Annotated in this window: 19 protein-coding genes and 3 pseudogenes; 12 read left to right on the top strand and 10 right to left on the bottom strand. The window is 34.0% G+C overall.

Annotated elements, in window-relative coordinates:
* Nucleotides 1–336 precede the first annotated feature (336 nt).
* A pseudogene (locus tag AABL52_RS10210) lies at nucleotides 337–492 on the top strand (exosporium leader peptide); the annotation flags it as partial.
* Between the two features lie 93 nt (nucleotides 493–585).
* On the opposite strand, the gene amyS reads toward AABL52_RS10210, so the two are convergent.
* Nucleotides 586–2,127: an alpha-amylase gene (gene amyS / locus AABL52_RS10205; RefSeq protein WP_341519304.1), complete on the bottom strand. Its 1,542-nt coding sequence runs from the start codon at nucleotides 2,125–2,127 to the stop codon at nucleotides 586–588.
* Between the two features lie 215 nt (nucleotides 2,128–2,342).
* On the opposite strand from amyS, the gene AABL52_RS10200 reads away from it, so the two are divergent.
* Nucleotides 2,343–3,134: an arylamine N-acetyltransferase family protein gene (locus AABL52_RS10200; RefSeq protein WP_097843000.1), complete on the top strand. Its 792-nt coding sequence runs from the start codon at nucleotides 2,343–2,345 to the stop codon at nucleotides 3,132–3,134.
* A gap of 117 nt (nucleotides 3,135–3,251) precedes the next feature.
* A complete protein-coding gene (gene pepF / locus AABL52_RS10195) occupies nucleotides 3,252–5,039 on the top strand; it encodes an oligoendopeptidase F (protein WP_341519303.1) in 1,788 nt (595 codons plus the stop codon).
* Nucleotides 5,040–5,087: 48 nt separating this feature from the next.
* Here the strand turns inward: pepF and AABL52_RS10190 are convergent, their stop codons facing one another.
* The 6 genes from AABL52_RS10190 to AABL52_RS10165 form a co-directional block, all read right to left on the bottom strand.
* Nucleotides 5,088–6,134 (bottom strand): agmatine deiminase family protein, encoded by a 1,047-nt coding sequence (locus tag AABL52_RS10190; RefSeq protein ID WP_341519302.1) that lies wholly within the window; start codon nucleotides 6,132–6,134, stop codon nucleotides 5,088–5,090.
* A 107-nt stretch (nucleotides 6,135–6,241) separates the two neighbouring features.
* On the bottom strand, nucleotides 6,242–7,984 hold the full coding sequence (locus tag AABL52_RS10185; RefSeq protein WP_070168994.1) for an amidohydrolase: 1,743 nt from the start codon (nucleotides 7,982–7,984) through the stop codon (nucleotides 6,242–6,244).
* A gap of 81 nt (nucleotides 7,985–8,065) precedes the next feature.
* The gene (locus AABL52_RS10180; RefSeq protein WP_000288083.1) at nucleotides 8,066–8,887 is read right to left on the bottom strand and encodes a MerR family transcriptional regulator; all 822 of its coding nucleotides are present in this window, start codon (nucleotides 8,885–8,887) and stop codon (nucleotides 8,066–8,068) included.
* A gap of 381 nt (nucleotides 8,888–9,268) precedes the next feature.
* Nucleotides 9,269–10,246 (bottom strand): agmatine deiminase family protein, encoded by a 978-nt coding sequence (locus AABL52_RS10175; protein WP_341519301.1) that lies wholly within the window; start codon nucleotides 10,244–10,246, stop codon nucleotides 9,269–9,271.
* Between the two features lie 359 nt (nucleotides 10,247–10,605).
* Nucleotides 10,606–11,766, bottom strand: a complete 1,161-nt coding sequence (locus AABL52_RS10170; protein WP_341519300.1) for an agmatine deiminase family protein — start codon at nucleotides 11,764–11,766, stop codon at nucleotides 10,606–10,608.
* Nucleotides 11,767–11,996: 230 nt separating this feature from the next.
* Entirely contained in the window at nucleotides 11,997–13,124 is a 1,128-nt protein-coding gene (locus AABL52_RS10165) for a serine hydrolase domain-containing protein (RefSeq protein ID WP_340420600.1), read from the bottom strand.
* Nucleotides 13,125–13,386: 262 nt separating this feature from the next.
* On the opposite strand from AABL52_RS10165, the gene AABL52_RS10160 reads away from it, so the two are divergent.
* Nucleotides 13,387–13,617 carry a hypothetical protein gene (locus tag AABL52_RS10160; protein ID WP_341519299.1) on the top strand — a complete coding sequence of 77 codons (231 nt, stop codon included), beginning with the start codon at nucleotides 13,387–13,389 and terminating at the stop codon, nucleotides 13,615–13,617.
* A gap of 110 nt (nucleotides 13,618–13,727) precedes the next feature.
* Here the strand turns inward: AABL52_RS10160 and AABL52_RS10155 are convergent, their stop codons facing one another.
* A complete protein-coding gene (locus tag AABL52_RS10155; RefSeq protein ID WP_120451106.1) occupies nucleotides 13,728–14,918 on the bottom strand; it encodes an MFS transporter in 1,191 nt (396 codons plus the stop codon).
* A gap of 125 nt (nucleotides 14,919–15,043) precedes the next feature.
* Here AABL52_RS10155 and AABL52_RS10150 point away from each other — a divergent pair, with 125 nt between their 5' ends.
* The 3 genes and pseudogenes from AABL52_RS10150 (at nucleotide 15,044) to AABL52_RS10140 (ending at nucleotide 17,170) form a co-directional block, all read left to right on the top strand.
* Nucleotides 15,044–15,886, top strand: a complete 843-nt coding sequence (locus tag AABL52_RS10150; protein WP_341519298.1) for a LysR family transcriptional regulator — start codon at nucleotides 15,044–15,046, stop codon at nucleotides 15,884–15,886.
* Between the two features lie 2 nt (nucleotides 15,887–15,888).
* Nucleotides 15,889–16,398 (top strand): annotated as a pseudogene (locus AABL52_RS10145) (DUF3916 domain-containing protein).
* Nucleotides 16,399–16,491: 93 nt separating this feature from the next.
* Nucleotides 16,492–17,170: pseudogene (locus tag AABL52_RS10140) on the top strand (YdcF family protein).
* Nucleotides 17,171–17,218: 48 nt separating this feature from the next.
* Here the strand turns inward: AABL52_RS10140 and AABL52_RS10135 are convergent.
* Both AABL52_RS10135 and AABL52_RS10130 read right to left on the bottom strand, forming a co-directional pair.
* Nucleotides 17,219–18,163 (bottom strand): glycerophosphodiester phosphodiesterase, encoded by a 945-nt coding sequence (locus AABL52_RS10135; protein ID WP_098237390.1) that lies wholly within the window; start codon nucleotides 18,161–18,163, stop codon nucleotides 17,219–17,221.
* Nucleotides 18,164–18,544: 381 nt separating this feature from the next.
* Nucleotides 18,545–20,164 (bottom strand): FAD-dependent oxidoreductase, encoded by a 1,620-nt coding sequence (locus AABL52_RS10130; RefSeq protein WP_341519297.1) that lies wholly within the window; start codon nucleotides 20,162–20,164, stop codon nucleotides 18,545–18,547.
* 516 nt (nucleotides 20,165–20,680) lie between these two features.
* On the opposite strand from AABL52_RS10130, the gene AABL52_RS10125 reads away from it, so the two are divergent.
* The 5 genes from AABL52_RS10125 to AABL52_RS10105 all read left to right on the top strand — a co-directional run bounded on the left by AABL52_RS10125 (nucleotide 20,681) and on the right by AABL52_RS10105 (nucleotide 25,221).
* Entirely contained in the window at nucleotides 20,681–21,025 is a 345-nt protein-coding gene (locus AABL52_RS10125; RefSeq protein WP_000571867.1) for an ArsR/SmtB family transcription factor, read from the top strand.
* A gap of 18 nt (nucleotides 21,026–21,043) precedes the next feature.
* Nucleotides 21,044–22,042, top strand: coding sequence for an NADP-dependent oxidoreductase (locus AABL52_RS10120; protein WP_341519296.1), 999 nt, complete (start codon nucleotides 21,044–21,046; stop codon nucleotides 22,040–22,042).
* A gap of 178 nt (nucleotides 22,043–22,220) precedes the next feature.
* On the top strand, nucleotides 22,221–23,687 hold the full coding sequence (locus tag AABL52_RS10115) for a protein adenylyltransferase SelO (protein WP_341519295.1): 1,467 nt from the start codon (nucleotides 22,221–22,223) through the stop codon (nucleotides 23,685–23,687).
* Nucleotides 23,688–23,941: 254 nt separating this feature from the next.
* Nucleotides 23,942–25,036 carry a RapH N-terminal domain-containing protein gene (locus tag AABL52_RS10110; RefSeq protein WP_001102707.1) on the top strand — a complete coding sequence of 365 codons (1,095 nt, stop codon included), beginning with the start codon at nucleotides 23,942–23,944 and terminating at the stop codon, nucleotides 25,034–25,036.
* On the top strand, nucleotides 25,033–25,221 hold the full coding sequence (locus AABL52_RS10105) for a Phr family secreted Rap phosphatase inhibitor (RefSeq protein ID WP_087958833.1): 189 nt from the start codon (nucleotides 25,033–25,035) through the stop codon (nucleotides 25,219–25,221). Before AABL52_RS10110 ends, AABL52_RS10105 begins: the two co-directional genes overlap by 4 nt.
* Nucleotide 25,222 lies beyond the last annotated feature (1 nt).

Raw genomic sequence — 25,222 nt, 5'->3', positions numbered from 1 at the left:
TAATTAGTTCCATAGCACCCACAGTACAATTTTTATTATTACGAAAAACAATATATAAATCTTTTATATTTAACGTTCGGTAGTACATTATAATTTTTAAAGCCTTGCTATTTCAGGCGAGGCTTTTTAATTTCTATCAGGGATTTTTTGTAATTTGTTGTATTTCATAGTTATATAGGAATATAGCTACATATTTAGAAAGGAAATGATTATGACTGGACTTAAAGATTGACTACAATTAGATGATAAAAAGAAATGGGATTTAACGGATATTTACCATACAATTGAAGATTAGGAAAGCGATTTTCATAAAATTGAAGTATTAACGAAAGAATTACACGAGTTGGTGGTGGTTCTGGGGTAAGAGTTACATCCGCCAGAACTAATCTATTACTTTTAAACTAAGAAGATGTTCTTCGAGTACGAATAAGAGAAGCCACGGGTGACATTATTTATTCCAACGCATCTCTCGTTGTTTTAAAAGTCGACTAGTTCATTTATGAAAAAAAGATTTAGGAATAATAACAATATAAAAAGAAGAGGAAGACTTATATTTCAGTCTTCCTCTTCTTTTCTATCACCAACTCACTGCTGAACATATATGGAAACTGATCCTCCACTTACATGGAACTGCCCCCATCCGTCCTTATTAATTGTTACAGTATTTGTTTGATTACCCGTCATATCGTACCATACTTCCCCTGCGTTATTCTTTCCAACTTCCATCCACTTTGATCCTCCTGATCCATCTGAGATTAATGTTGCTAGACCGGAATCCGCATGTACACCATCACCTTCTCTTGTCCATCCAATTACATCTGGATGGTCTAAATAATCACGCTGCGTACCATATGCAAAGTTTTTTCGTGCCGTCAAAATTGGATCAATTTTATCTTTTAACGCTGGAATTTCATAACTACTATTTCCGTTTGTCCCATAGTAATCACCATAGAAAACTGAAGGATAACCCTCTGCACGAGTTAAAATAAATGCATATGCCAACGGTTTAAACCACGGACTTACTACAGATTCCAATGACTGTCCAGGCTGAGAATCATGATTCTCAACGAGAGTAACTGCAAGTGCAGGGTGATTTTGCATGACTGTTCCATTTAAAATAGTTCTCATATCATAATTCCCATTTCCTTTTGAAGCATAATGAAAATTGTAATGCAGTGGTGCATCAAATACAGATTGATTATAATTGACCTTCGCTAAATAATTATTTAAAGTTTGAATATCATTTTGCCAATATTCAGCCACCGTAAACATTTCTTTCCCTGTTTGCTGTCTGATATGATTTACCCAATCGCGTAAATATTCATGATCAATATGTTTAACAGCATCTAAACGAAAGCCATCTAAATTTAATTCATTCGCATACCACGTCCCCCAATTTTTCATCTCATTCGCAACATCTGGATGATCAAAATCAAGATCTGCATACATCAAATAATCATAATTTCCATTCTCGCTAGACACTTCCCAGTCCCATGCTTTACCTATCCCCCTAAATTTATAAATTCGATTTAATTTCCTTCCTTCATCCCAATCCGTTCCGTCAAAATGATACCATTTCCATTTGAAATTAGAATAAGTATCTCCGCGCCCTGGAAAGTTAAACCCCGTCCATGCATTAATTTCATAATCACCTGATACTTCAATATTTCGATTGTTACGGTCTACCTCAACAGCCGTTACATTTTCAGTATAATCTGCTCCACCTTTATGATTCATAACTACATCACCGTATACATCGATGTTTTGCTTATGTAAAGCTTCGATTGCAGATTTTAATTGTGCTTTCGTCCCATATTTTGTTCGTACCGTTTCTTTTTGATTGAATTCCCCTAAGTCATATAAATCATATGCTCCATATCCTACGTCATTTTGCGTAGTTCCTTTATATGCAGGCGGTATCCAAACAGATGTAATTCCTTTCTGAGCTAAATTTCCAGCATCCGAATGCAAGCGATTCCAATGATTCCCATCATTCGAAGCATACCACTCAAAATATTGCATTAACGTTCCATTGTTAACTGTATCTGCATACACTTTACTTCCCCCATGTATACTAGGTAAAAACAAAACAACCGATAAGCCGACTACTGTTATTTTTTTTAACATATTTACAACATCCCCTTCCAAGAAAACGTTTGCATAGTTTATCGAAATTATTATAATATTCGTTCTATAATTAGTAAAGTAGCAATCTCTCACTCTCTCACATTATTTTTTAGTCTAACTTCACATATTCACCAAATACTGCACCGTAGTTTTCATTTCACATCTTATTCAAGATTGTTTACAATTTACCTATAAAAGCATAACGGAGGGATTCTATGACGGACTTTCAAAAACAATTTTTTACAAGATTACATATAGAAGAAATACACAAAGTTTCATTTGAAGATTTACCTAACATTATGTACGCGATGGCACAAACCGTCCCTTTTGAAAACTTAAACATTCTCGAAAACAACTTTACAGAAATATCAAAAGAAAATTTAAAAGAAAAAATTTTAGTAAACAACCGTGGTGGTCTTTGTTATGAACTCAATCCTACTATGTATTACTTCCTTAAAGACGCTGGATTTGATGTTCATCTCGTTTCAGGAACAGTGTACAATGCTGCAAATTCTATATGGGCTGTTGATTCTGGTCATATCGCAACCGTTTTAACACACCATAATGAACTTTATTTAATTGAAGTAGGATTCGGATCATACTTACCTCTTGCACCTGTTCCTTTTTCAGGTGAAGTCACTCACTCCGTCACAGGAGATTATCGTATTCGTAAAGAAATGACCGAAAAGGGAAACTATATTTTAGAGATGCGTAAAAACAATGAGTTTTTGGATCAATCTTCTGCTGATGATTGGACGTTAGGCTATGCATTTTATATAGAAGAAGTGAATGAGGAAAAAGCAAATGCAGCACAAAAAATTATCGTTGAACATGAGAGCTCACCATTTAACAAAGTACCTCTTATTGTAAAACTAACTGAAGATGGGCATGCATCTTTAACAAAGGATAGTCTGACAATAGCGAAAAACGGTAAAAAAACGAAAGAAAACGTTACAGATGTACAATATAAAAATCTTTTACATTCAAAATTCGGAATTACATTATAATTTTTTAAGCCTTGCCATTTTAGCAAGGCTTTTCATTTTCCAGCAGGGATTTTTTGCAATTTGTTGTATTTCATAGTTATATAGGAATATAACTACATATTTAGAAAGGAAATGATTATGACTGAACTTAAAGATCGACTACAAGTAGATGATAAAGAGAAATGGGATTTAACGGATATTTATCATACAATTGAAGATTGGGAAAGCGATTTTCATAAAATTGAAGTATTAACGAAAGAATTACACGAGTTTAACGGAAACATTCATGATGGCAATAGTTTATTAGCTTATTTAACAAAGAGTGAAGAAATTTCTAGCATAATATCTTTAATGTTCGCTTATGCACGATTACAATCTGACCTTGATACGCGCGATACTGACGCTCAATCTCTTGTCGATAAAGTATCACAATTACATGTGAAAGTAAGTGCGGCTAAATCTTTCTTTTCCCCATTCTTACTTAGCGTAGATGAAAACACATTACATTCTTACATAGAAGAAGCAGAAGGTTTACAATATTATAAAGAAGACTTATTTGAATTGTACCGTTATAAAAAACACGTCTTGAATAAGGACCAAGAAGAGATTTTATCACAATTGGGCGAAGCACTTTCCTCTCCTCAGCATACATACGGCATGTTAAATAATGCAGATATACTATTTGGTGAAGTGACTACTGATGAAGGAGAAAAAGTCACTCTAACACGCGGAATGTATGCAAAGTTAATAGAAGATGAAAATCGCGAGAAACGTAAAGAAGCCTATAAAGCTTATTACAAACCATACGTTCAATTAAAGAATTCTATCGCTTCTACTTTATCTGCTGCTATTAAAAATAATGTTACTGTTTCAAAGCTAAGAAACTATCCATCAGCTTTAGAAAAGTCATTATTTGGCGACATGGTTCCGAAAGAAGTATACGAAAATTTAATTGAGACGACAAAAAAAAATATTCAATCACTACATACCTATAATGAACTTCGAAAAGAAAAATTAAATATAGATGAACTACGTCAATACGACTTGGGCGTTGATTTAGTAGCGGGTGTAAAACAAGACATTCCATATGACAGAGCATTTGACATGATGATCGAATCACTAGCTCCATTAGGTGGAGAATATATTGAGACATTAAAAAGCTTTAAAGATAAACGCTATATCGACGTGAGAGAAACGCCAGGAAAACGTTCCGGCGCTTATAACTTTGGTGTATACGGCGTTCATCCTTTCATTCTTTTAAATCATCACGATGATTTAAATAGCCTTTTCACTCTTACTCATGAATGTGGACACGGTATGCATACGCACTACTCACACGGATACCAACCAAGAATTTCTGCACACTATACTATTTTTGTCGCAGAAGTCGCTTCTACAGTAAATGAAGTGCTATTAATTCATCATTTATTAAAAGAAGCAAAAGATGCTGCTGTACGTAATCATTTAGTAAACCATTTCATCGATAAATTTAAAGGCACTTTCTTTACACAAATCATGTTCGCTGAGTTTGAAAAAATCACACATACAATGGCTGAGCAAGGTAAACCATTAAATGCCCAAGTCTTTAGCGAAGTTTATGAAAACTTGTTTAGAGAGTATAATGGCGACTCTCTCGTATTTGACGAAGAGGTAAAATACGGATGGGCTAGAATACCGCATTTCTATCGTCCATTTTACGTGTACAAGTATGCAACTGGATTCGCTTCTGCAATCCAAATTGCCGATAAGTTATTAAGCGGTGATCCAAATGCTCAAAAACATTATATTGAATTCCTTAAAGCCGGAAGTTCTGACTATCCATTAAACCTATTGAAAAAAGCTGGTGTTGATTTAACTACGCCAGAACCGATTGAAAGTGCACTAAATCGTTTCAGCTCACTTGTTGAAGAGTTTTCAGCATTATAAAAAGCATGCAGAGTATATACTCTGCATGCTTTTTTCATTTCGGTTACTTTATGCCAAATGTTGCTGCGTCACACAGTGAATCATGCCACCATACGCAAACAGTTCATTTACATAAATACCGACAATTCTTCTTCCTGGAAACTGCCCTTCAATGATTTGAAGCGCTAACTTGTCATGCTCATCTCCATATATAGGAACTAATACAACTTCATTTCCAATATAAAAGTTCAAATATGAGCCCTTACAGTCTGCTTCTTTTACCATTTTTCTTGTCACCGGTACTGGTATGAGTTGAAATGGTTTTCCATCTATATTTCTTGCTTGTCGTAATTCTTGATAATGCTTTTCGTACGCCTCCAAAAGGTAGAATTCGCCTTCCCCGAAAGGATCATATTCATAAAGAATTGTATTTTCATTTACAAAACGTGCTGCCCCATCAATATGGTAATCCGTATCTTCATCATAATTATCCTCACCACGAATGCCCGATATCCATATAAAATTCGTTACCCCTAAATGCTTCGTTAACTCTATTTCAATCTCTTCCTGACTTAGTGTAGGATTTCGATTTTCATTTATAATAGAAGTTTTTGCCGCCATTAAGGTTCCATTTCCGTTTATCTCTATTCCTCCGCCCTCTAGACAGACACTAGAATTAACTTTTGGAATACTATACGTTTCACTTATTTTTGCCGGAATAACAGCATCATTTTCATACGGATATTTCTCGCCCCACCCATTAAAAATCCAGTGTGTTAAGCAGAGATTGCCTTCCTTATCTTTTACAAAAATCGGTCCATTATCTCTTATCCACACATCATCTGTATCTTGGACTAAGAAATCAATTTTATCCATATCCACTTTCGCTTCCATTAACTTCGATTGGACATGTACTTTTTCTTCTTCATCATATACAACAATATGCACAATTTCTCCGTAATGAAGCTCCTTTGCCATCGTTACCCAAATATCATCTAGCTTACTCCTGTAACCTTCACCTCTATGAGCTTTATCATGAGGCCATTGGAGCCATGTCCCCTCATGCTTTTCCCACTCAGCTGGCATATAAAACAAACTACTTTCTATATTTCTCATACGTGTTCACCCCTTCTTCGAATGTAAGTTTAGTCTAAACTTTGACATCGTGTTAAGGTCAACAGAAATATATTCATGTACTTGTAACTACATTATAAGGTGTCTCTTTATTTCTCCTTGTGATACACTACTTCTCCTTGTAAAACCGTCACTAAAACTTTTGCATCTGGAATCTTATCGACACTCATTTTAGTAATATCTTCATTTAGTAATATCATATCGGCTGATTTACCTACTTCAATTGAACCAGTAATAGTATCAAGGCCTAATGCTTTGGCGGGCTTAATCGTATAAGCATCAATAGCTGCATATATATCAGATAAGCCTTTCTCTTCAATACTTAGCGCATTCGAAATCGTCACAAGTGGATTTAGTTCATTTACATCCCAATCACTACTAAGTGATACGTTTGCTCCTGTTTTCCAAATGCGTCCTAACGGCATAATTCGTTCCATCTGTTGATTTGTAAAATACGCACTTGCCCAGCTTTGTTTCGGATCTTCTGCAAAATCATGACCTACTTGGAAATCAGCACTAATTCCTAATTTTGCAAAACGATTTATATCACTATCTTCTACCATTTCAACATGCGTAAGCGTATAAGGCTGATTCGCCCCTTCTTTTTTCGCTGCTTCAATTGCATTTAAACTCTCTCTTACCCCGCCATCTCCAATCGTATGAATGAGTGCACCGTAACCAATTTTATTGAGTTCACTCAACCACCACTTCATTTTTTCTTCTGGAATATAGTTCAAACCGTACGGCGTTCCTTTAAACCACTCAAATTTATATTTTTCTAGTATTTTAGCTGTGCTGTTAATGCTAATTCCATCACTATACATCTTCACTTGATTAATAAGCATTCTAGATGATACATCATCCCGCTTGATTTTTTTGAAATATTCCATTTGCTCTGCTTCATTTAAGTTCGGATATACCCACGGACGCAGTACTACTCGTGACGTTAACTTTTTCTCATCGTTAACTTTATTCCAAACATCTAACCAGCCTCGTTTCCAATAAAGACGTCCATCTCCGACTGTAGTAATACCATTCTTCGCAACTTCATCTAAACCGTCTAACAAACCTTCATAATTTTTTTCAAAGAGTTTAGGCTGAGAATTCCACGCTTTTTCCATTACGATATCCCCTGCTGTATCATACAGTAGCCCGAAAGGTTCTCCTGTTTCTGGATCCCGGATGATTCTTCCGCCTTGCGGATCTTTCGTCTCTTTATTTATTCCCGCTACTTCCAATGCTTTTGAGTTAACCCATACAGAATGAGAAGTTCTTTCCATAATTAATACAGGGTTATTAGGAAATAACTCATCAAGAACTTGTAATGGCGTTTGCTGTTCTGATTTTTCGTCCATATCTTTTAACAGCTCTTCCAAACTAAATCCTGTTCCACTTACCCATTCGCCATCTTTCACATCTTTTTTACAAGCCTTTAAATACGAGCGTTGTTCTTGCAGCGAAGCATCTGGTGAGACACTACAATTCCCTGCTGCTGGTGATTTCGCCTCAAATATATGATTATGATTGTCCACAAAACCAGGAAGAATAAAACGTCCTTGTAAATCCACCACTTTCGTATCTTCATTTATAAATTCTTCTACATCTTTGTTTGAACCAACAAATGTAATTTTCCCTTCTTTAACGGCTACAGCCTCTACAATGTCTTGCTTGCCATTTGAAGTATAGATTGTACCATTTTTAAACACTACATTTTTGGGCAATTCCTTAGGTAGAACAAAACTACCATTCTCACCTTCTCCTCCTCCAGGAGTACATGCTGAAACCCATGTCATACTTAGAATCAGGCAAATAATCATAATCGTTTTTTTCATATTCTTTCTCCTTTTTATTACGATGAATTACTTACATAAATAGAATAAGGATTGACATAATGTTAATGTCAATCCTTATTCTTAGTTTATTTTCATAACTAAAAAACAAATTTGTGTCACATACTCCTCTACTAAACAATCACATTCAGATCCCTTGATGTAAACCTCATATGGTGAATCATCTATTACATAACCATTTCTTTCAATCCATTTTTCTAACGCTATATAAGCGTAACCTATATAGTCGTAACTTCCATAATGCATAGTAGTAACGATTTGATGCGGATTTAATTTTTTTATTTCATATTCTTGTACTACGTCTTTATCGTTCTCATGCATAACTGGAATTCTTAATTCAATATCGCTTTCATTTGGGATATACTCTTCATCATAAAAAACTGTAGAAGGCGAGCCGACTATTCGGAAGTTATTCTTGTGTGCTTTTTCATATAAGTCATAAAAATAATCATCCATATCATCTATATTTATTTGTAACCTTTGAGAAATTACTGTTATTTCATTTCTCATCCCAATTAATATATCGTAATTTCTATGGCAAGCAGTATTTAAAGCAGAATTCATATTTACCATTTCATTCATTTCTGAAATAACCTGTAAATTTTGTTTTACTTCATGAGATAACTCTATAATTTGCGCTTGCATATGTTTAATAAATGAATCTTGATCTGACGACTGAAGAATGATTTTAATTTTCGGTAGAGGGAACTTATACTCCCTTAACTTTTTTATTTTCAATGCTATTTCTAACTGCCCTTGCTCATAATATCTATACCCATTCTCCGGGTTCACATATGCTGGTTTTAATATATCTTCTTTGTCATAATGCCTTAGCATCCGTGTACTCATTTTACAAATCCGCGAAAATTCAGTAATTGTATACATATACTTACCCCTTGAATACATTTTCTTATATGCTTATTTTAACGAATTTCCCGAAAGAATTCTCCTTCCTGAGGCGTGTGAAGGGCGTAGCCCAACGATAGGTGGGAGATGAATTTCAGTTTGACAGTAGTCAAAAAATTTCGATAAACTAGCTATATGAGGTTCTTTGATAACTTGATATAGAAGGTTGCAGGAAGAAAATAGAGTGCGAAAACCAAGCCATTCGGTTCCTGCGTAAAATATCAACCGTATAAAGAGAACATTCAAGCGTTGGTCATCTAGGGATGGAACGCCCCGAAGTAACGCTCAGGGAGACGAAAGGTTGCTTTCGTCGTGGAACTGAGAAGCTCCCACTTCAATCTTTGCTAAGTGGTGAGTAGTTCACAACCAATCAAAAATCTTCCTAACTGAAAAACCTTCATTCTGATTGTTCAATCTTTTCATTTTTGAAGGTAATAAATGATGAGGACAATACCACGTTAAACAATTGATTGCGCCTCCCATTGTTGATATTTCTCCTACATGGATTTGAATAGCTTGTTTCTCAGTATGCTGTTGAATATATCGTATCACTTCCCGATCTTTAGCTAATCCAAACTTCGGAACGTAAATCGTATCACATGTTTCTAACATATTTATATACAATCCTTTTGCCGACGCTATTTCTTGATCATATTGCCCTTTCTCTGTATATGACGATGGCACAACTATAAATTCAGCTTCTGGCATTTGCTCTTGAATAACCCCTTGAACATTATATCTAAATTCATGATCCCCTAAAAAATCACTAATAAACATCGTATGTTCATCAATAAATTTAACCATTCCGTCTGCATGTGCAAGTACGTCCCCTTCTTCAGCAGGAATAATAATAACTCGGCTCACATCCAAATCCCATTCCAGTTGCTCTATAATTTCTTCTTCCGCCCAATCATAATTATCGTCAAATATGCGTTCCGTTAATATAACAGTATCTTTTTTATTCCAAATAAGATTTCCACCGTCTAATATCAATGGAGATTTCACATATTCAAAGTCATTCTTTTTCAACCATTTATTAAATTGTTGATCTAAATATCTCCATTGATCTTTCGGTAAGTAATTTGGTTGATATTTAAATTTAACTAAATGATTTGTGACAACTGGTGCAACATCTCTTAACCAAATATCATCATACTCAAAAAAGCTTGTATGAAAGTCTTGCTCTTCAACAGATAAAGAAATCAGTTGATCAGTAAATGATTTATTTTCATTTAAGCATTCATTAAAACAAATCAGATCTTCATAAAATGGACGATAATATTCATTTGATTTATCTGGTATGGCAGTAAAAATAATTCCATTTTGTTTTTGTTCCATATTATTTACCTCACTTTTTAATAATGGCTGAATAACTAATTTCACTATACCCACTATTTCTCGTTCATAACAATTTTCGAAACGTGCACATTTCATGAATGGATTATAGCACGGAGAAATATTATATATTTATATAAAAAATATAAAACTGTCATTAAGCCGTAAATTGACTCTTGACAGGATTTTGAAATAGGAAAGTATGAAATTTAATAATAGAATCATAAGCCCTATCCTTATGAAACTAGTTAATATTATTCCTTTCAATGCCCTTACTCCTTTTTGCGAAAAATAAAACATGACAAAATAGATAAAGGTAACAATGTACCTATTTTGTCGGAAGGTTTCTGAATTTCAATCGATTATTTCAATTGAATCGGTTGTTGCTGTGTCACACAATGAATCATGCCACCATTTTTATACAGCTCTCTCACATCAATACCAACTACTTTACGATCTGGGTATAACTTCTGAATCGTATCGTTTGCGATTTTATCATTCGGATCATTATAATTAGGCACCAGCACCACTGTATTCCCAATATAATAATTGATATACGAACCTTTATAATCGAGTGCTTTTCCATTTTCTAAAATAACTTTATCTTTACTAAGAGGTAAGTATTCATACTTATATTTCTGTCCTGACGCATTTTTTGCATCTAACAATGTATCCATATCTTTGTTTGACAAACCCCATTCAGCTAGGTCATCTTCCTTCATCGTTACAATGGTTGATTTATTATGAAATTTAGCAAATCCATCGATATGAAAATCAGTAATATCTAAATTAGGTACTCCATCTAACCAAATAAAGTTTGCTACCCCAAGTTCACTTATATATTTTTCAATTTCCTTTTCTGATAAATCCGGATTTCTATTTTTATTCGTTACAGCACTCCGGGTTAATAACGCTGTACCATTGCTGTCTAATTCAATTGCCCCACCTTCAAGGACAAATTTTCCCCAATCAATTCTTTCAATCCCTAATTGTTTACTAACATTCTCACGTATACGAGCATCATTTTTATAAGGAGTTTTCTTTCCCCAACCATTAAATGCCGGATCTAATACTTTGAGATTTTTATTATTGTCATAAACAAAAATCGGCCCACTATCTCTGGCCCATACATCATCAGTAGGAGCGACAAAGAAATCAATTTTATCCATATTCAGTCCTTTATCTATTAAAAGATTATTGATGCGCTCTTTCTCCTCCTCATCGTATGCAACAATGTGGACTTTTTCACCTTCAGTTAATGCACTTGCCATCTTAATCCAAATCGGTTCCACTTCCTGCTTATACTCTTCACCATATGTGTATTCATGTGGCCATTGTAACCATGTACCTTCATGTTTATCTTTTTCATCTGGCATTGTATATTTCCCAACTTTTTTCTGTACCTCTACCTTTTCACTCCTCTCTTTTCCTTTTGTATTTTCATTACCACCTTCAAAAGAACAACCACTAATAATCGCCGTGGATAATGTAGCTATTAAGCAAAACTTTACTATTTTTTTCATTTTTTCAACCTCCTGTTCTTATCTCCAATAATGTAAAGCTTCACATAGTGTGAAGCTCAAGCTTTTTCTACAATGTAAAAATTACCAATTCTTTTTTTGCATTCCTATCATTTAACTAACTATATGTATTTATTCAACTACCTTCCTTACCTACTTATTTAACAAGCCGAACTTTCCGAAATAAAAAAATCGGTATTGATAATTACATATCAATACCGATTTTAAAATTATTATTTTCCTTCTATTAAATCATTCGCCATTTTCCTAAACTCCTGATTAAACGTATCATTCATACCATTTTGTACGTTAGAGAATAATATGACAAACGTTCGTTTATCCCGATTAAAATTATTAAATGTATTCCAACCAGCTAATACACCATGATTATGATAATAATCTGGATTAGTATAGAAACTAAATCCATATTTTCTTACAGATGATGCAGTAAACATATCTGATACACTTTGTTTAGATAGCAGTTTTCCATCCATAATAGCCTCATCTAATCTTTTCATATCTTCAACAGTCGTATACATTTCACCGCACCCATACAACCAGTTCATTTTTAAGCGGGGTGCAGCTATTAACTCATTATCTTTTCTCGTATAACCTTCTGCTAAAAAAATATCTTCAGGGAGAGTTGCACCCATTCCAGATTCATGCATTTCAACAGGAGTAAAAATATTTTCTTTCACATATTCAGCGAGCGGTTTATTCGATATCTTTTCTACAATATACGCAAGCACCATATAATTATAATCTGTATATTTCCACCCAGTCCCTGCAGGAAATTGCAATTTTTGTGCACCAATCCACGTTACTAACTTTAATCGTGACGCCGCATCAACCCTACCTTGTCCCTGATCTGGCAACCCAGACGTATGTGTTAACAAATTTCGTAACGTAATGTTTTTATCTGCCGGAAATGATGGAATATACTTATTTACATTGTCTTCAATATTTAATTTCCCTTTTTCTTTTAGCTGCATAATAGATATTGCAACGACTGTTTTCGTAATAGAACCAATGCGATATTTCGTTCTTGGTGTTGTTACTACTTTATCTTTCACATTCGCATACCCATAACCTTTTCGTAAAATCACATGGTCTTTACTAGCTACAAGAACACTTCCATTAAATCCTTTATCTTTTAAATATTGATCTAGTTTTCCAGCTGCAACTTCATAGCGCTTTTTCTCATTTGCATCGACTTCCTGCATATCGCCCTTTTTCTTACTATTTAAATTAGAAAATGCCTTTATATCATATTTCTTACCTTTATTTGCATGTATTAGTGCAACGACACTCCCACAAAAAATAGCAAAAATAAAGAAAACAATTAACCATTTCTTTAACATAATTGGAACCCTCTTTTATCTAGTTTCACTTAACATGCATCCATTCTATTCTATATCTTTTAATTTTCAAATATTTTATAATATTATCTATCTGTTATTCACCCAAGTCAACTAGATTCCTTTTTCTCATATTCAGTTTTTGGCTACTCTTTATTGTATTTCTTTCTTGCAAAATTTCCACCTTACAATCGTATACACCCTACTATAATTTCAACACCTTATGTAACATTTGTTACATATCATAAAGAACGGAGTTGTAAACATGAAAAATACTGATAGACGCAATCGTTTAGATGATATGATATTTCATTACAGGGTAACAAAAAACAACATAGTTTTAATTGAATATTACAGAAAAACAATTATGATATTAAAAGGAAATGATGCTGACAAATTTTTAAACAAAATAAATCATGCACATAACGATACAGAAAAACAACTCATTATGGCTAAAGTTACAGGCAATTTCAAAAGAGGCAATGAACGTTATTGAAAACGAATCTCATTTACATTTTGATTATACAACATATAAAAAAAGAAATGTCGCTCATTCGGCATTTCTTTAGACTTTCTTTATAAAAAATTTACATTGCTAACTTTCTTTTATTTTTTGTTTTTACGATATAAACTCACTGCCGAGATACTTAATAATATCACTATACACAACCACGCATACGTATATCCTTTCTCATCGACAATATAACCAAATAAAACAGGTGTAACAATAATCGCAATTTGATTGAATGTAAGTGCCAAACTAACTGTTATTCCCACAGATTCTTCACTTGCCAATTCAGCAACTTCGACGATAAAAAGACTAAACCATCCAATTGAAAAAAAGCCTAACAATGCACTTACACCAAACAATACTCCACTCGTTACTGTATGTATGCCCATTACTAACAATAGAATCAAACCGATAGAAGCACAAACAGCTATAAATAAAGGCCTATACCGATTCCCCTTATAAAACAAATCACTACTAGCTGCTAATACAACACGGCCAATCATTCCAGAAAAGAACATCACTGAAAATACTGTTCCAGCTACAATAGATGTAATAGATTGTTCCCTTACTAAAAATTTCATGAAGTGCCCAACTAACACCATTTGCAATGAAATCATGCAAATACCCGTTATATATATTGGATACAACTCTTTTTTACATATCACTACTTTTAGCTCCGTCCAAAAAGAAATTTTAATATTTTCTTTCCTTGCATCTTCTTGAACATATGGCTCTTTATAAAACATAAAAAATAATATTCCTCCAATCATACAAATGCATGCCATACTATTTATCGCGTAAATCACATTATATTGTATCGTAAGAAACGGGATTAGCACTCCCGCTAATGCGCCACCAATCGGGATACCAGCTTGCCTTATTCCCATTGCTAATCCACGATTTTCTTTTGGGAACCATTTTAAAATCACTTTACTTCCTCCTGGCTGGGACACACTATAAAACACTCCTACTAATAAAAGTACAAATAACAGACCATTAAATCCATTTACTATATTAGTTAGTAAAAACGAACCTCCGAGCAAAAATGAACTGATAGAAATTAATAATTTTTCATTATATTGATCCAGTAACCGACCGACAAAAAGCATACAAAATAGCGGTCCAATATTTACAACGCTTACTAACAATCCACTCTCCATATTCGTAAGCGCATATTCTTCTTCCCAAAATAAAGCGAAAGCTCCGACACCATATGTTATAAGCGTCGCGGTTGTTTGAGCAATCGTCGCAAAAATTAACATAACCCACTTATAAGTACTATTCATCCTCTCTTCGATTAACACAATTATCCCTCCCCTCTTCCATTGTATGAAAGTTCTGATATCATATAAAATAAAGATTCATCATATAATCCATCAAAAAAATTGATACCTTTTCGGAGGGATGATGCATGGACATAAAAGATTTAACTGTATTTTACGAAGTTGCAAAGGAAAGTAATATTTCTCACGCAGCGAAAAATTTGAACTATGTACAATCAGGCGTAACAATGCGTATGAAACAACTAGAAAATGAATTAGGTGTACCTTTATTTTATCGTAATGGAAAAGGTGTAACTTTAACTTCTAACGGTGAGATTTTATTAACATACGCCAAACAAATTATCCACTTAATGGATCAATCTATAAAAGCGGTTCAAAGTAATGGAACTGATCCTAAAGGCACTTTGAAAATCGGGTGTACAGAATCTACAACCGCAGTAAGGCTGCCATCTATATTAACGGCCTATTATGAGAAATACCCAGAAGTCGAATTGATTTTAGAAACAAATACGACCGAACAACTAATTAGGCTAGTGCTAGAACGAAAACTAGACGGGGCATTTATAGCAGGATCTACTCAGCATACTGAACTTCATACAAATATATTTCGTGAAGAAGAATTAGTTCTCATTAGTAAAAAACCTTTTTCCTCTATTAAAGACATAAGAGATATGAATTTACTCGCTTTTAGTCAAGGTTGCTATTATAGAAGTTTATTAGAAGACTGGCTTCAAGAAGAAGACATCTCGCCTAAACGAGTTTTAGAATTCGGAACAATCGAAGCAATACTCGCCTGTGTAAAGTCAAATATGGGCGTAGCGATTATGATGAAATCAATTTTAAAGGGGCATGAACATAACTTATCATTCAATCCTTTACCAAATAAATTCAAAAAAGTTCCTACTACTTTTATTACTAGGAACGATATATTTCGCTCAGCTGCATTACAAAAATTTATGGAGATGATTTAACAATGCGTGAAAAGAAAATACGTGGGATGAAGCGTAAAACAAACACGATGATACAGCGAATTGAAGAACATACAAAAACGTTCCCTTCTGCTTTCTATAACGATGAATATTGGTATATGCCTTTACCAGTTTCCCAAGCTTTTATCGATTCGTGTAAAACGCCTAGAAAAGTAAAACGATTATGTATACAAACTCTATTAAATCAAGCAAAGCATTTAATAAAAATGAAACCAATCGATACAAATACATATCGAGTTGTTGTTTTGATTTCTATAGAAGGTTTATGGGATTCGTAAATCATTATATTTAAAAATGAGGGGTACTTTCATAATTTCTTTAATAGAAATAGTGAATTTCAAAAATGGATTCCTCTTTCAAATGAATCTGATTTTTGGAAGACATGGGAAATTTCAATTTGGCCTACTGCCCAAATGTTGCACTTTCAAGAAGTCATTTATGATGAGGATGCAATTGATGAAAAAGAGATTTGGTTTAGTGGAGAGTTATCTTAAAAGAGGAACTTTCAAATGAAAAGCTTCCCTTTTTTCACCTAACAAAATCGCCATATAATGAATTTATCATTTTACTATATAGGAGGTTTTTACATGGTAATCCCTAAATATCCTGATGTCCCTACTCTTACGAAAAAACAAATTGATCAAATTACAGAAATCACTTTTCTAAAAGAAATAAAACCACAAAAATGTGAGGCAATTTTCGTTTTTGGCGGTTCTCATCCTGGCAATTGGCAAGCTCCTCTAAAAGCTTATCAACAAGGTTTAGGAAACCAAATTATCGTTACAGGCGGTACTAGTTTGCATGGCATGAAACATCCGAGCTGGAATTACGGGGATTTGTCAGAAGCAGAAGTAATTGTACATAAATTAATTGAACATGGTATACCAAAAGACGCTATCCTATTCGAGACAAACTCCCTCCATTCTATCGCTAATGTAATGGAAGCGAAAAAGATTTTTGATTTTACAAAAATTAATCGGTTACTCTTTGTATGTAAAAGTTTAGGAGCTGGTCGACAATATCGAGTATTAAAAAAAACACCTACCTAATACTATTACTTATATCCCATATACATTTGATACAAGTTTCGATGGTGAGTTTATAATGAATAGATATAACTGGATGGAAAATGAAAAGAGTCGCTCTATGATTTTTGGAGAATACTTGAGAAATATTTGCTACGGTAGAAAAGGTGGCATTGAGCCACCTGAAAAAGAAGTTCAAGGTTTAGAAGAATATGTATCCTACTACTATAATCTAGCATAATAGAAAAAGGTATACCAAAACGTCGGTATACCTTTTATCCTATCTCACTTATTTTTCTTTTAGTACACTATGTAATCGATCAGGATAATTTGTAAACATGCCTGTAGCCCCCCATTTAATTAACAATCTCATATCTGGTTTCTCATTAATTGTATACGGGTGAATTAACAGCCCATTTTTCCTAGCCATTTTCATATATGACTCATCGATAATTAGTTCTCCGTTATCATTACGTAAGTTTGGCCCAATACCAACTGCATACTTTTTAATTTCTTGAAAATCATCATTCGTTACACTTTTCGGTTCATGTGTAATATCAGACCACTCAATAATCTCATTGTTTTCATTTGGATAATACCAAAGCAGTTGAACTAACGGAATATTTTTATTCATACTATGAATCTTTGTTAAACTATCTTTACTAAATGATTGAATCATAACACGGCTAGAAGACATGTTTTGACCTACTAAATTATATTTATTTAACAGCGCTAACAACTTCTCTTCCATTCCTGGATACACATCTGGTGATTTTGTTTCAATGTAATACTTCATGCTTCTTCCGTACTTTTGGAAGATTTCTTCAAGAGTCGGAACTTTTTGCCCAACATACTCTCTCTTAGCCTTTTCTGGATAAGCTTTATTGAACCAAGACCCTGCATCTAAACTCTTTATTTCACTTAATGTTTTATCTCGTACTTCACCTGTACCATTTGTAGTGCGGTCAACTGCTGTATCATGCATTGCAATCAACTGGCCATCCTTAGTTAACTGAATATCTAACTCCAAATAATCCGCTTTCATTTTTTTCACAAGATCATAAGAAGCAAAAGTATGCTCAGGTGCATGTCCACTTGCTCCGCGATGTGCAATATTTAAAAATTTATTCGTATTCCATTCATGCTTCCCTTCTGACTTCGCATGAACAGCTCCCCCAGCAAAGATACTTCCCATCATAAAGAAAATAACGAACGCGCTAATAATTTTTCTCATCCTTCTAACCCTTCCTACGTTGCAAATTTCAACAAGTTAATGAGATTTACACGAAATAGAAGATATACTTTCATTATTTTTATAAGCTTATATTAAAATTCCAATCTTACAAATACAATTCCCCTATGTTATTACTATACTATTTATTTTCCATATCCCTCCTATTCACCTGTAACTTCCTATTGATTACAGTTTATCAATAAAAAAAGCCATAATTTATTTAGAGGACACTTCTATATCCCTAAATAAATTTATGGCTTATCTCAAATATCTCCGGCCTCGATTAACTTGTCGAAATTAATCATACCAAACCTATTAAAATTTGTGAATATTATTTTTTCCAGTAAAGTGAAGCATATAAGACAATACTTCCGTAGCTACTTAAAAACCACATAATAAATTACTCATTACCTCCCCCAATATTACATCTGGATTTACCACTGCTTTTTCCGAACGCCATCCAATAAAGCCATCTGGTCTAATTAGTACAACTCCTTCATTCTCTATCCCATATAATTCACGAAAAACATTTTCTTGAGTAATAAAGTCTCCTCTTAAACCAACGCTGTAAACTTTTATATTTATTCCTAATTTAGATGAAACATCAAATACAGCTTCAGCCCAAGTACTATTTTCTACTTCAGTAAGTAATACAAAATTGTTACCGAATAAGTCTAATATAGAAACTTTCTCCCCTTCATACATTCCAAAAAAATGAGGTGCTCGCGTTCCAGGTCTTCCGTTCAAATTTATGATATCCATTCTATGTGGATTGGATGAGTCATCTATTATTGCTTTTGAACAATACTGATACCCGACAGTTACAGCTAAACCATCCATATTATTCAAACTGCCTTCTTCTCTATTCGCAGCACGGAACAATAAACTACTCGCATACTCCGTCGTTAATTTTGCAACATGATATCTCTCTTCATAATATGTTTCTAACAATTTTGGATTTGCTTTCCCTTTTATAACAGCCGCTAATTTCCAAGCTAAATTATGTGCATCTTGTATGCCTGTATTTGAACCAAATCCTCCTGTTGGCGGCATAATATGTGCTGAATCACCAACTAAAAAGATTCGATTATCTTGAAATTTCACGGCTGTACTTTCAGTCGCTTCCCACGGTAAAACACTTACTATTTCTGACTCGATTTTTGTACTTCCAATTGCTGTTTGAATGATTTGTTTACAACGTTCTATAGTGAAATCCTCTGGTCGCTCTCCTTCTAACGGATCGTAGGATACATGGTAAATCCATCTTCTTTCGTTATCAACCGGTATAAGTGCACCAAGAACTTCCGAATGAAGTACCATAGTAAAACCAAATGCATCTCCTTGTATAAACTCACTTAAATCCGCTTCAAAATAAATATTTATATAATAGCCACCGATTGTACCTCGTCCCTCAGTACTTATCCCTAGCTGCTCACGTATTTTACTTTTTGCTCCATCCGCTGCAATTACATAGTCACAATGAATAATACTTTCTTCTTCCGTTTCACGATTCCGAATCGTCGCTATTACTCCGTGCTCATTTTGTTCATAAGAAACCAATTCATGATAAAAAGATAAGTCTCCGCCTAATGTTCTCGCTTCTTGTAACATCATCTCTTCTAAAATAATTTGATAACAAGCCGTTTGTTTTGATGGACTAATCTCTTCTATTTTTTGAAGTAACTTTTCATCGTTTCCATACTGAGTCGCCCTCATTTGTGCCAATTCTTCCTTATCGGCCTCTGCTATTATATGAACTGCTATTCTTCCTTGGCAATTTTCTAACGCTTTACCCGCCAATCTAATTCTTTGTTCTAAACCCAATTCTCGAAATAACTCCATCGTACGAAAAGTGATTCCACCTGCTTTCGGGTGAATTGCAGTAGACTGATGCCTTTCAAGCAGTAAATAATTAATGTTATGTTTTGCAAGGAATAGCGCAGATGCTAATCCTGATAATCCTCCTCCAACAATTAAAACTGGTACGTAATTCGATTTCATAAATTTACCCTCCACATCATTGTTCTGAGCTCAGTGATATAAATATAATCAAAAAAACAACAAAGATATAGACTTATATTTCATTTTAAATTATCATATAGATAGATTACGCCCCAAATTACTTTTACTTTTTCATACATCTATAATCTTCTTGAATTATGCATGTATGAAAGAGTAAAACGAAACAACTCACTTTAGTAAACACCAAAATAATAAAAACATGATAAGCGGTCGTAACCTTGTAAAGTTATAAGGGGTTACGACCGCTTATTTTTTAAAAATCCTTACCCTCTATCATTTATAAACAACGTATTATTAAATCATTTTTTATTTTTAAAACTTCATCCATTTTAATATGCTATCCTTTTCTATCCCCTACCATTTTCAACACATCAAATTTCATTCGTCTCGATTTTCTTTCCCAATATTGCAGCTCATGCACCAATCATGTAGCATTACCGTATCGATGTAATGGTTCATCATCTTAAACCTTTCGACTAATTACCAGGAGGTAAAGTGATTGAAATGAATAAACAAGAACAATTAAATATTATAAAAAAAGATTTTATTGATTCTCAAAAAGTATTATTAGCAATTGGCGATGAAACACGTCAAGCTATTTTGTTCGTTCTCATGGAAACGGAATGTCAAACCGGATTACGTGTAGGAGAAATTACGAAAAAAACACACCTTTCTCGACCAGCGGTATCACATCACCTAAGGATTTTACGAGAAGCCGGTATTATTTTAATGCGAAAAGAAGGTACAAAAAACTTTTATTATATTGATATACGTACAAAATTAGGTGTATTAAAAAATCTTGTATTAGATATTGAAAAGCTATTGCATAACTTTTATTGAAATTTGGAGGCATAAGAAATGAAAGCAATGATAATTGATAAATATGGGAAATTTCCAATGCTTATGGCAGAGGTACCTACTCCTGAAATAAATGAGTATGAAGTGCTCGCAGAAATTCATGCAGCTAGTATTAACCCGATTGATTTTAAAATACGCGATGGAAAAGTGAAGATGTTACTTAAATATGAAATGCCCCTAATCCTTGGGAATGACTTTTCCGGTGTCATCGTGCAGGTTGGATCAAAAGTAACTCACTTTAAAGTCGGTGATGAAATATATGCACGCCCAAGAAAAAATAAAATCGGTACTTTCGCGGAATATATAGCCATTCATGAGGATGATATAGCTTTAAAACCTAAAAATTTAAGTTTTGAAGAAGCAGCATCGATCCCTCTCGTTGGCTTAACATCCTATCAAGCACTACATGACATCATGCACTTACAAAAAGGACAAAAGATTTTAATTCACGCTGGATCTGGTGGTGTTGGTACTTTCGCAATTCAGTTAGCAAAAATAATGGGCGCTACCGTTACAACGACTGCAAGTGAAGCTGGTGCGAATTTAGTAAAGTCTCTTGGCGCAGATGAGATTATTAATTATAAAACAGAAAAATTTGAAGAAATACTAAAAGATTATGATGCAGTATTTGATACAATCGGCGGGACAACACTCGAAAAATCATTCAATATTATAAAAAGCGGCGGCAACATCGTTTCCGTTTCAGGAATGCCAAATGCTCGTTTCGGTAAAGAATTTGGTTCCGGATTTTTTAAAACATTCTTATTTTCATTAGCAAGTAGAAAACTTACTGCACTTGAAAAGAATCATAATGCGCAATATTCATTTTTATTTATGAAGCCAAGCGGCGATCAATTACGTACTATCGCAAACTATATTGAAGCTGGTGAAATCAAACCGGTAATCGATCGAGTTTTCCCTTTTGAATATGCTCAAAAAGCAATGGAATATTCGGAGGCTGGAAGAGCAAAAGGAAAAATAATTGTAAAAATAAAATAATAACAAAGACTCCATTTTCTTAAAATGGGGTCTTTATATTTACTGTTAAATAGACATAGTGCAGTGAAGTCCTTACAATAGATTGCAAGGGGAAATATCATATTATACTTTTAGCTAATTTTACAAAGAATACATACGTACAAATACATAATAAAAAAATAAACAAGGAGGAGATAAAATGACTAAAAAAAATGAAACTGGTTGGAATTTAGATAATAGTTATACGACTTTACCACAATCATTTTATACAGAAATCCCCCCTACTCCAGTAAGTTCACCGGAGCTAGTTAAACTAAATCATTCACTCGCAATATCTCTTGGCTTTAATCCTGAAGAATTGAAAAAGGAAGCTGAAATTGCTATTTTCGCTGGTAATGCTCTCCCAGAAGGAGCTCATCCATTAGCTCAAGCATATGCAGGTCATCAATTCGGACATTTTAATATGTTAGGCGACGGTCGTGCCCTTTTAATAGGTGAACAAATTACTCCTTCAGGTAAACGTTTTGACATTCAACTGAAAGGTTCTGGCCCTACTCCGTATTCACGCCGTGGTGATGGTCGTGCTGCACTCGGTCCAATGCTACGTGAGTATATTATTAGTGAAGCAATGTATGCACTCGATATTCCGACTACTCGCAGTTTAGCAGTTGTCACAACTGGTGAACCAACCTATCGTGAAACAAAATTACCTGGAGCAATTTTAACTAGAGTCGCTAGCAGTCATATACGCGTCGGCACATTTCAATATGCTGCTGCTCGTGGTTCTATCGAGGATCTACAATCACTAGCTGACTATACGATAAAAAGGCATTATCCAGAAATTGAAGCTCATGAAAACCGATATACTGCACTACTACAAGAAGTTATAAAGAAACAAGCAAATCTCATCGCTAAATGGCAACTTGTTGGATTTATTCACGGCGTAATGAACACTGACAATATAACAATTAGCGGAGAAACGATTGATTACGGCCCTTGTGCCTTTATGGACAATTACGACCAAGGAACTGTATTTAGCTCTATCGATACACAAGGTCGCTACGCATATGGAAATCAGCCATATATGGCTGCATGGGACCTGGCGCGACTAGCTGAATCTTTAATACCTATTTTGCACGAAGATGAAGAAGAAGCACTCAAGATTGCTCAAGACGAAATTTCAAAATTTAGCGTACAGTATGAAAACCAATGGTTCCTTGGAATGAAAAAGAAATTAGGACTATTTAGCAATGAGGACCAAGATCAATCACTTATTGAGCAACTTTTAAAAATGATGGAGAAACATAAAGCAGATTACACAAATACATTCCGTTCTTTAACTCTTGATACGATCGAAAATACAGCTCTATTTGAAAGTCCTGAATTTAAAGAATGGTACAAACTGTGGCAATCTCGATTAGAAAGACAAGAAGAATCGAAGGAAAACACCTACGAAATGATGAAAAATAATAACCCATCCATCATCCCAAGGAACCACCGCGTAGAAGAAGCACTAGAAGCAGCTGTCACAAATGGCGACTATAGCGTAATGGAAAAACTTCTTGAAGCTCTATCCAATCCTTATGCGTATGCTACAGAGCAAGAAGAATACTGCGTTCCACCTGCACCGACGAATCGTCCTTATCGTACTTTTTGTGGGACTTGATTGTTTAACATGTAAAAAGGTGTGTTCATACAGATTGTGTGAACACACCTTTTTATATTCTCCCCTCTCAACTAGAACTTTAAAATGCACCTTTCCCGATTCCTTTTCTTTACTCAAAAACAAAAATTAAACTATTCCAATAGACTTGCTCATAAGCTCGTTAAACAAATATTGAGAAATAAAAATTACATTTCTAAATATTGTTATTTTTGATAATATATTTTATAAGAATATTCAAAAAGCGAGGGGATTTCATGAACGTTCAACTACAAGGTAATGAACAAATTACGAAATTATTTAATGATTGGTATTTAGCTATGCTTAAACAAGATGTGTCCCAGGCGACAAACTTAAAGCATGAAATTGAGGAAAAGGAACTAAACTTTGAAGAAGATGAAAACTTAGCATTATATCATTCCTTACTAGACTTTCGATATAAAGTTTTAGTAGATAGTTTAAGTATTTCAAAAGATTGTTTTGATAAAATAGATTCTTACTTAATCTCATCCAACCATCCACTGGCTTACTACTATCACTTCTTTAAAGGCATTTATGCAACTTTAACCACAGACTATAACTTAGCTAGCGAACATTATGAACAAGCTAAGTTATTACTAGTAAATAACACTGATAATCTAGAGCATGCTGAATTTTATTATCGAATGGCGATTTTCCATTATCACTTCTATCAACCAATTGAATCCATTGAATATGCAACTAAGGCTAAAGAGATTTTCGATAAACATACTGGCTACGAAGTTAAAGTTGGATTATGCAAAAATACATTAGGTGCCTCATTTGTATATTTAAAACAATATGAACAAGCGGAAGAACAATATAATTCAGCAATACACCTTTTACAAAAATCTAATGAAAAAGAATTAATTTTAAGTGTACGTAATAATTTGGGTTGGTTATATGCGAGTCAAAACCTCTCCACACTCGCAATCCGTCACCTATCAGAAGTAACTGAAAAGAAACCTACACATTTCAAAGCTCTCTTCTTGCAAGCAAGAGAACACTCTAAACTAGATGAAACTAGTATTGCTGAAGGGTTAATCCAAAAAGGGTTAAAAATTTGTACTGAATTAAATAATGAAGAATATATATATCATTTTAAAATTCTAAACGAACTAAATAATAATGTTGCTTCTGAAGAATTAGAAACAATTATTCTTAAAGGAATTACGTTTTTCGACAAAGAATTATTATATAACTACACTCAAGAATACTCAGAAAAATTAGCTGTTAAATTTTATAGTGAAAATAACCACATTAAGGCAAGTGAATATTTTCATAAAGCGTTACAAGCAAAAGAAAAAACGTTTGAGAAAGGGGCATTGAAATGATTAAAAAAATTAGCTCTGTTTTTTTAGGACTATCTGTTTTCGGTATTCTAGCTACTGGTATTCATAGTTCATTTACATACCAAGCGGGTCATGCTGATCTTCCTGCACCACAAAGACCTGACCTTGTTCAATCTGTTGACGCAAGTAAAGACTACAACTCAACAACAGCTGAAAAAGCACTTTAAA

It is taken from the genome of Bacillus paramobilis (assembly GCF_038096195.1).
Lineage (GTDB): Bacteria > Bacillota > Bacilli > Bacillales > Bacillaceae_G > Bacillus_A > Bacillus_A mobilis.
Note: the sequence above shows the minus strand (reverse complement) of the source record. Positions and strands in the feature narration are given on the sequence as shown.

What these genes read in the sequence shown, in the direction of transcription:
- AABL52_RS10110 (WP_001102707.1), top strand. Translation starts at nt 23,942, where the DNA reads ATGAACGTTCAACTACAAGGTAATGAACAAATTACGAAATTATTTAAT.
- AABL52_RS10180 (WP_000288083.1), bottom strand. Translation starts at nt 8,887, where the DNA reads ATGTATACAATTACTGAATTTTCGCGGATTTGTAAAATGAGTACACGG.
- AABL52_RS10105 (WP_087958833.1), top strand. Translation starts at nt 25,033, where the DNA reads ATGATTAAAAAAATTAGCTCTGTTTTTTTAGGACTATCTGTTTTCGGT.
- AABL52_RS10120 (WP_341519296.1), top strand. Translation starts at nt 21,044, where the DNA reads ATGAAAGCAATGATAATTGATAAATATGGGAAATTTCCAATGCTTATG.
- AABL52_RS10185 (WP_070168994.1), bottom strand. Translation starts at nt 7,984, where the DNA reads ATGAAAAAAACGATTATGATTATTTGCCTGATTCTAAGTATGACATGG.
- AABL52_RS10175 (WP_341519301.1), bottom strand. Translation starts at nt 10,246, where the DNA reads ATGGAACAAAAACAAAATGGAATTATTTTTACTGCCATACCAGATAAA.
- AABL52_RS10200 (WP_097843000.1), top strand. Translation starts at nt 2,343, where the DNA reads ATGACGGACTTTCAAAAACAATTTTTTACAAGATTACATATAGAAGAA.
- AABL52_RS10130 (WP_341519297.1), bottom strand. Translation starts at nt 20,164, where the DNA reads ATGAAATCGAATTACGTACCAGTTTTAATTGTTGGAGGAGGATTATCA.
- AABL52_RS10150 (WP_341519298.1), top strand. Translation starts at nt 15,044, where the DNA reads ATGGACATAAAAGATTTAACTGTATTTTACGAAGTTGCAAAGGAAAGT.
- AABL52_RS10135 (WP_098237390.1), bottom strand. Translation starts at nt 18,163, where the DNA reads ATGAGAAAAATTATTAGCGCGTTCGTTATTTTCTTTATGATGGGAAGT.
- AABL52_RS10155 (WP_120451106.1), bottom strand. Translation starts at nt 14,918, where the DNA reads ATGAATAGTACTTATAAGTGGGTTATGTTAATTTTTGCGACGATTGCT.
- AABL52_RS10165 (WP_340420600.1), bottom strand. Translation starts at nt 13,124, where the DNA reads ATGTTAAAGAAATGGTTAATTGTTTTCTTTATTTTTGCTATTTTTTGT.
- amyS (WP_341519304.1), bottom strand. Translation starts at nt 2,127, where the DNA reads ATGTTAAAAAAAATAACAGTAGTCGGCTTATCGGTTGTTTTGTTTTTA.
- AABL52_RS10170 (WP_341519300.1), bottom strand. Translation starts at nt 11,766, where the DNA reads ATGAAAAAAATAGTAAAGTTTTGCTTAATAGCTACATTATCCACGGCG.
- AABL52_RS10115 (WP_341519295.1), top strand. Translation starts at nt 22,221, where the DNA reads ATGACTAAAAAAAATGAAACTGGTTGGAATTTAGATAATAGTTATACG.
- AABL52_RS10190 (WP_341519302.1), bottom strand. Translation starts at nt 6,134, where the DNA reads ATGAGAAATATAGAAAGTAGTTTGTTTTATATGCCAGCTGAGTGGGAA.
- AABL52_RS10160 (WP_341519299.1), top strand. Translation starts at nt 13,387, where the DNA reads ATGAAAAATACTGATAGACGCAATCGTTTAGATGATATGATATTTCAT.
- pepF (WP_341519303.1), top strand. Translation starts at nt 3,252, where the DNA reads ATGACTGAACTTAAAGATCGACTACAAGTAGATGATAAAGAGAAATGG.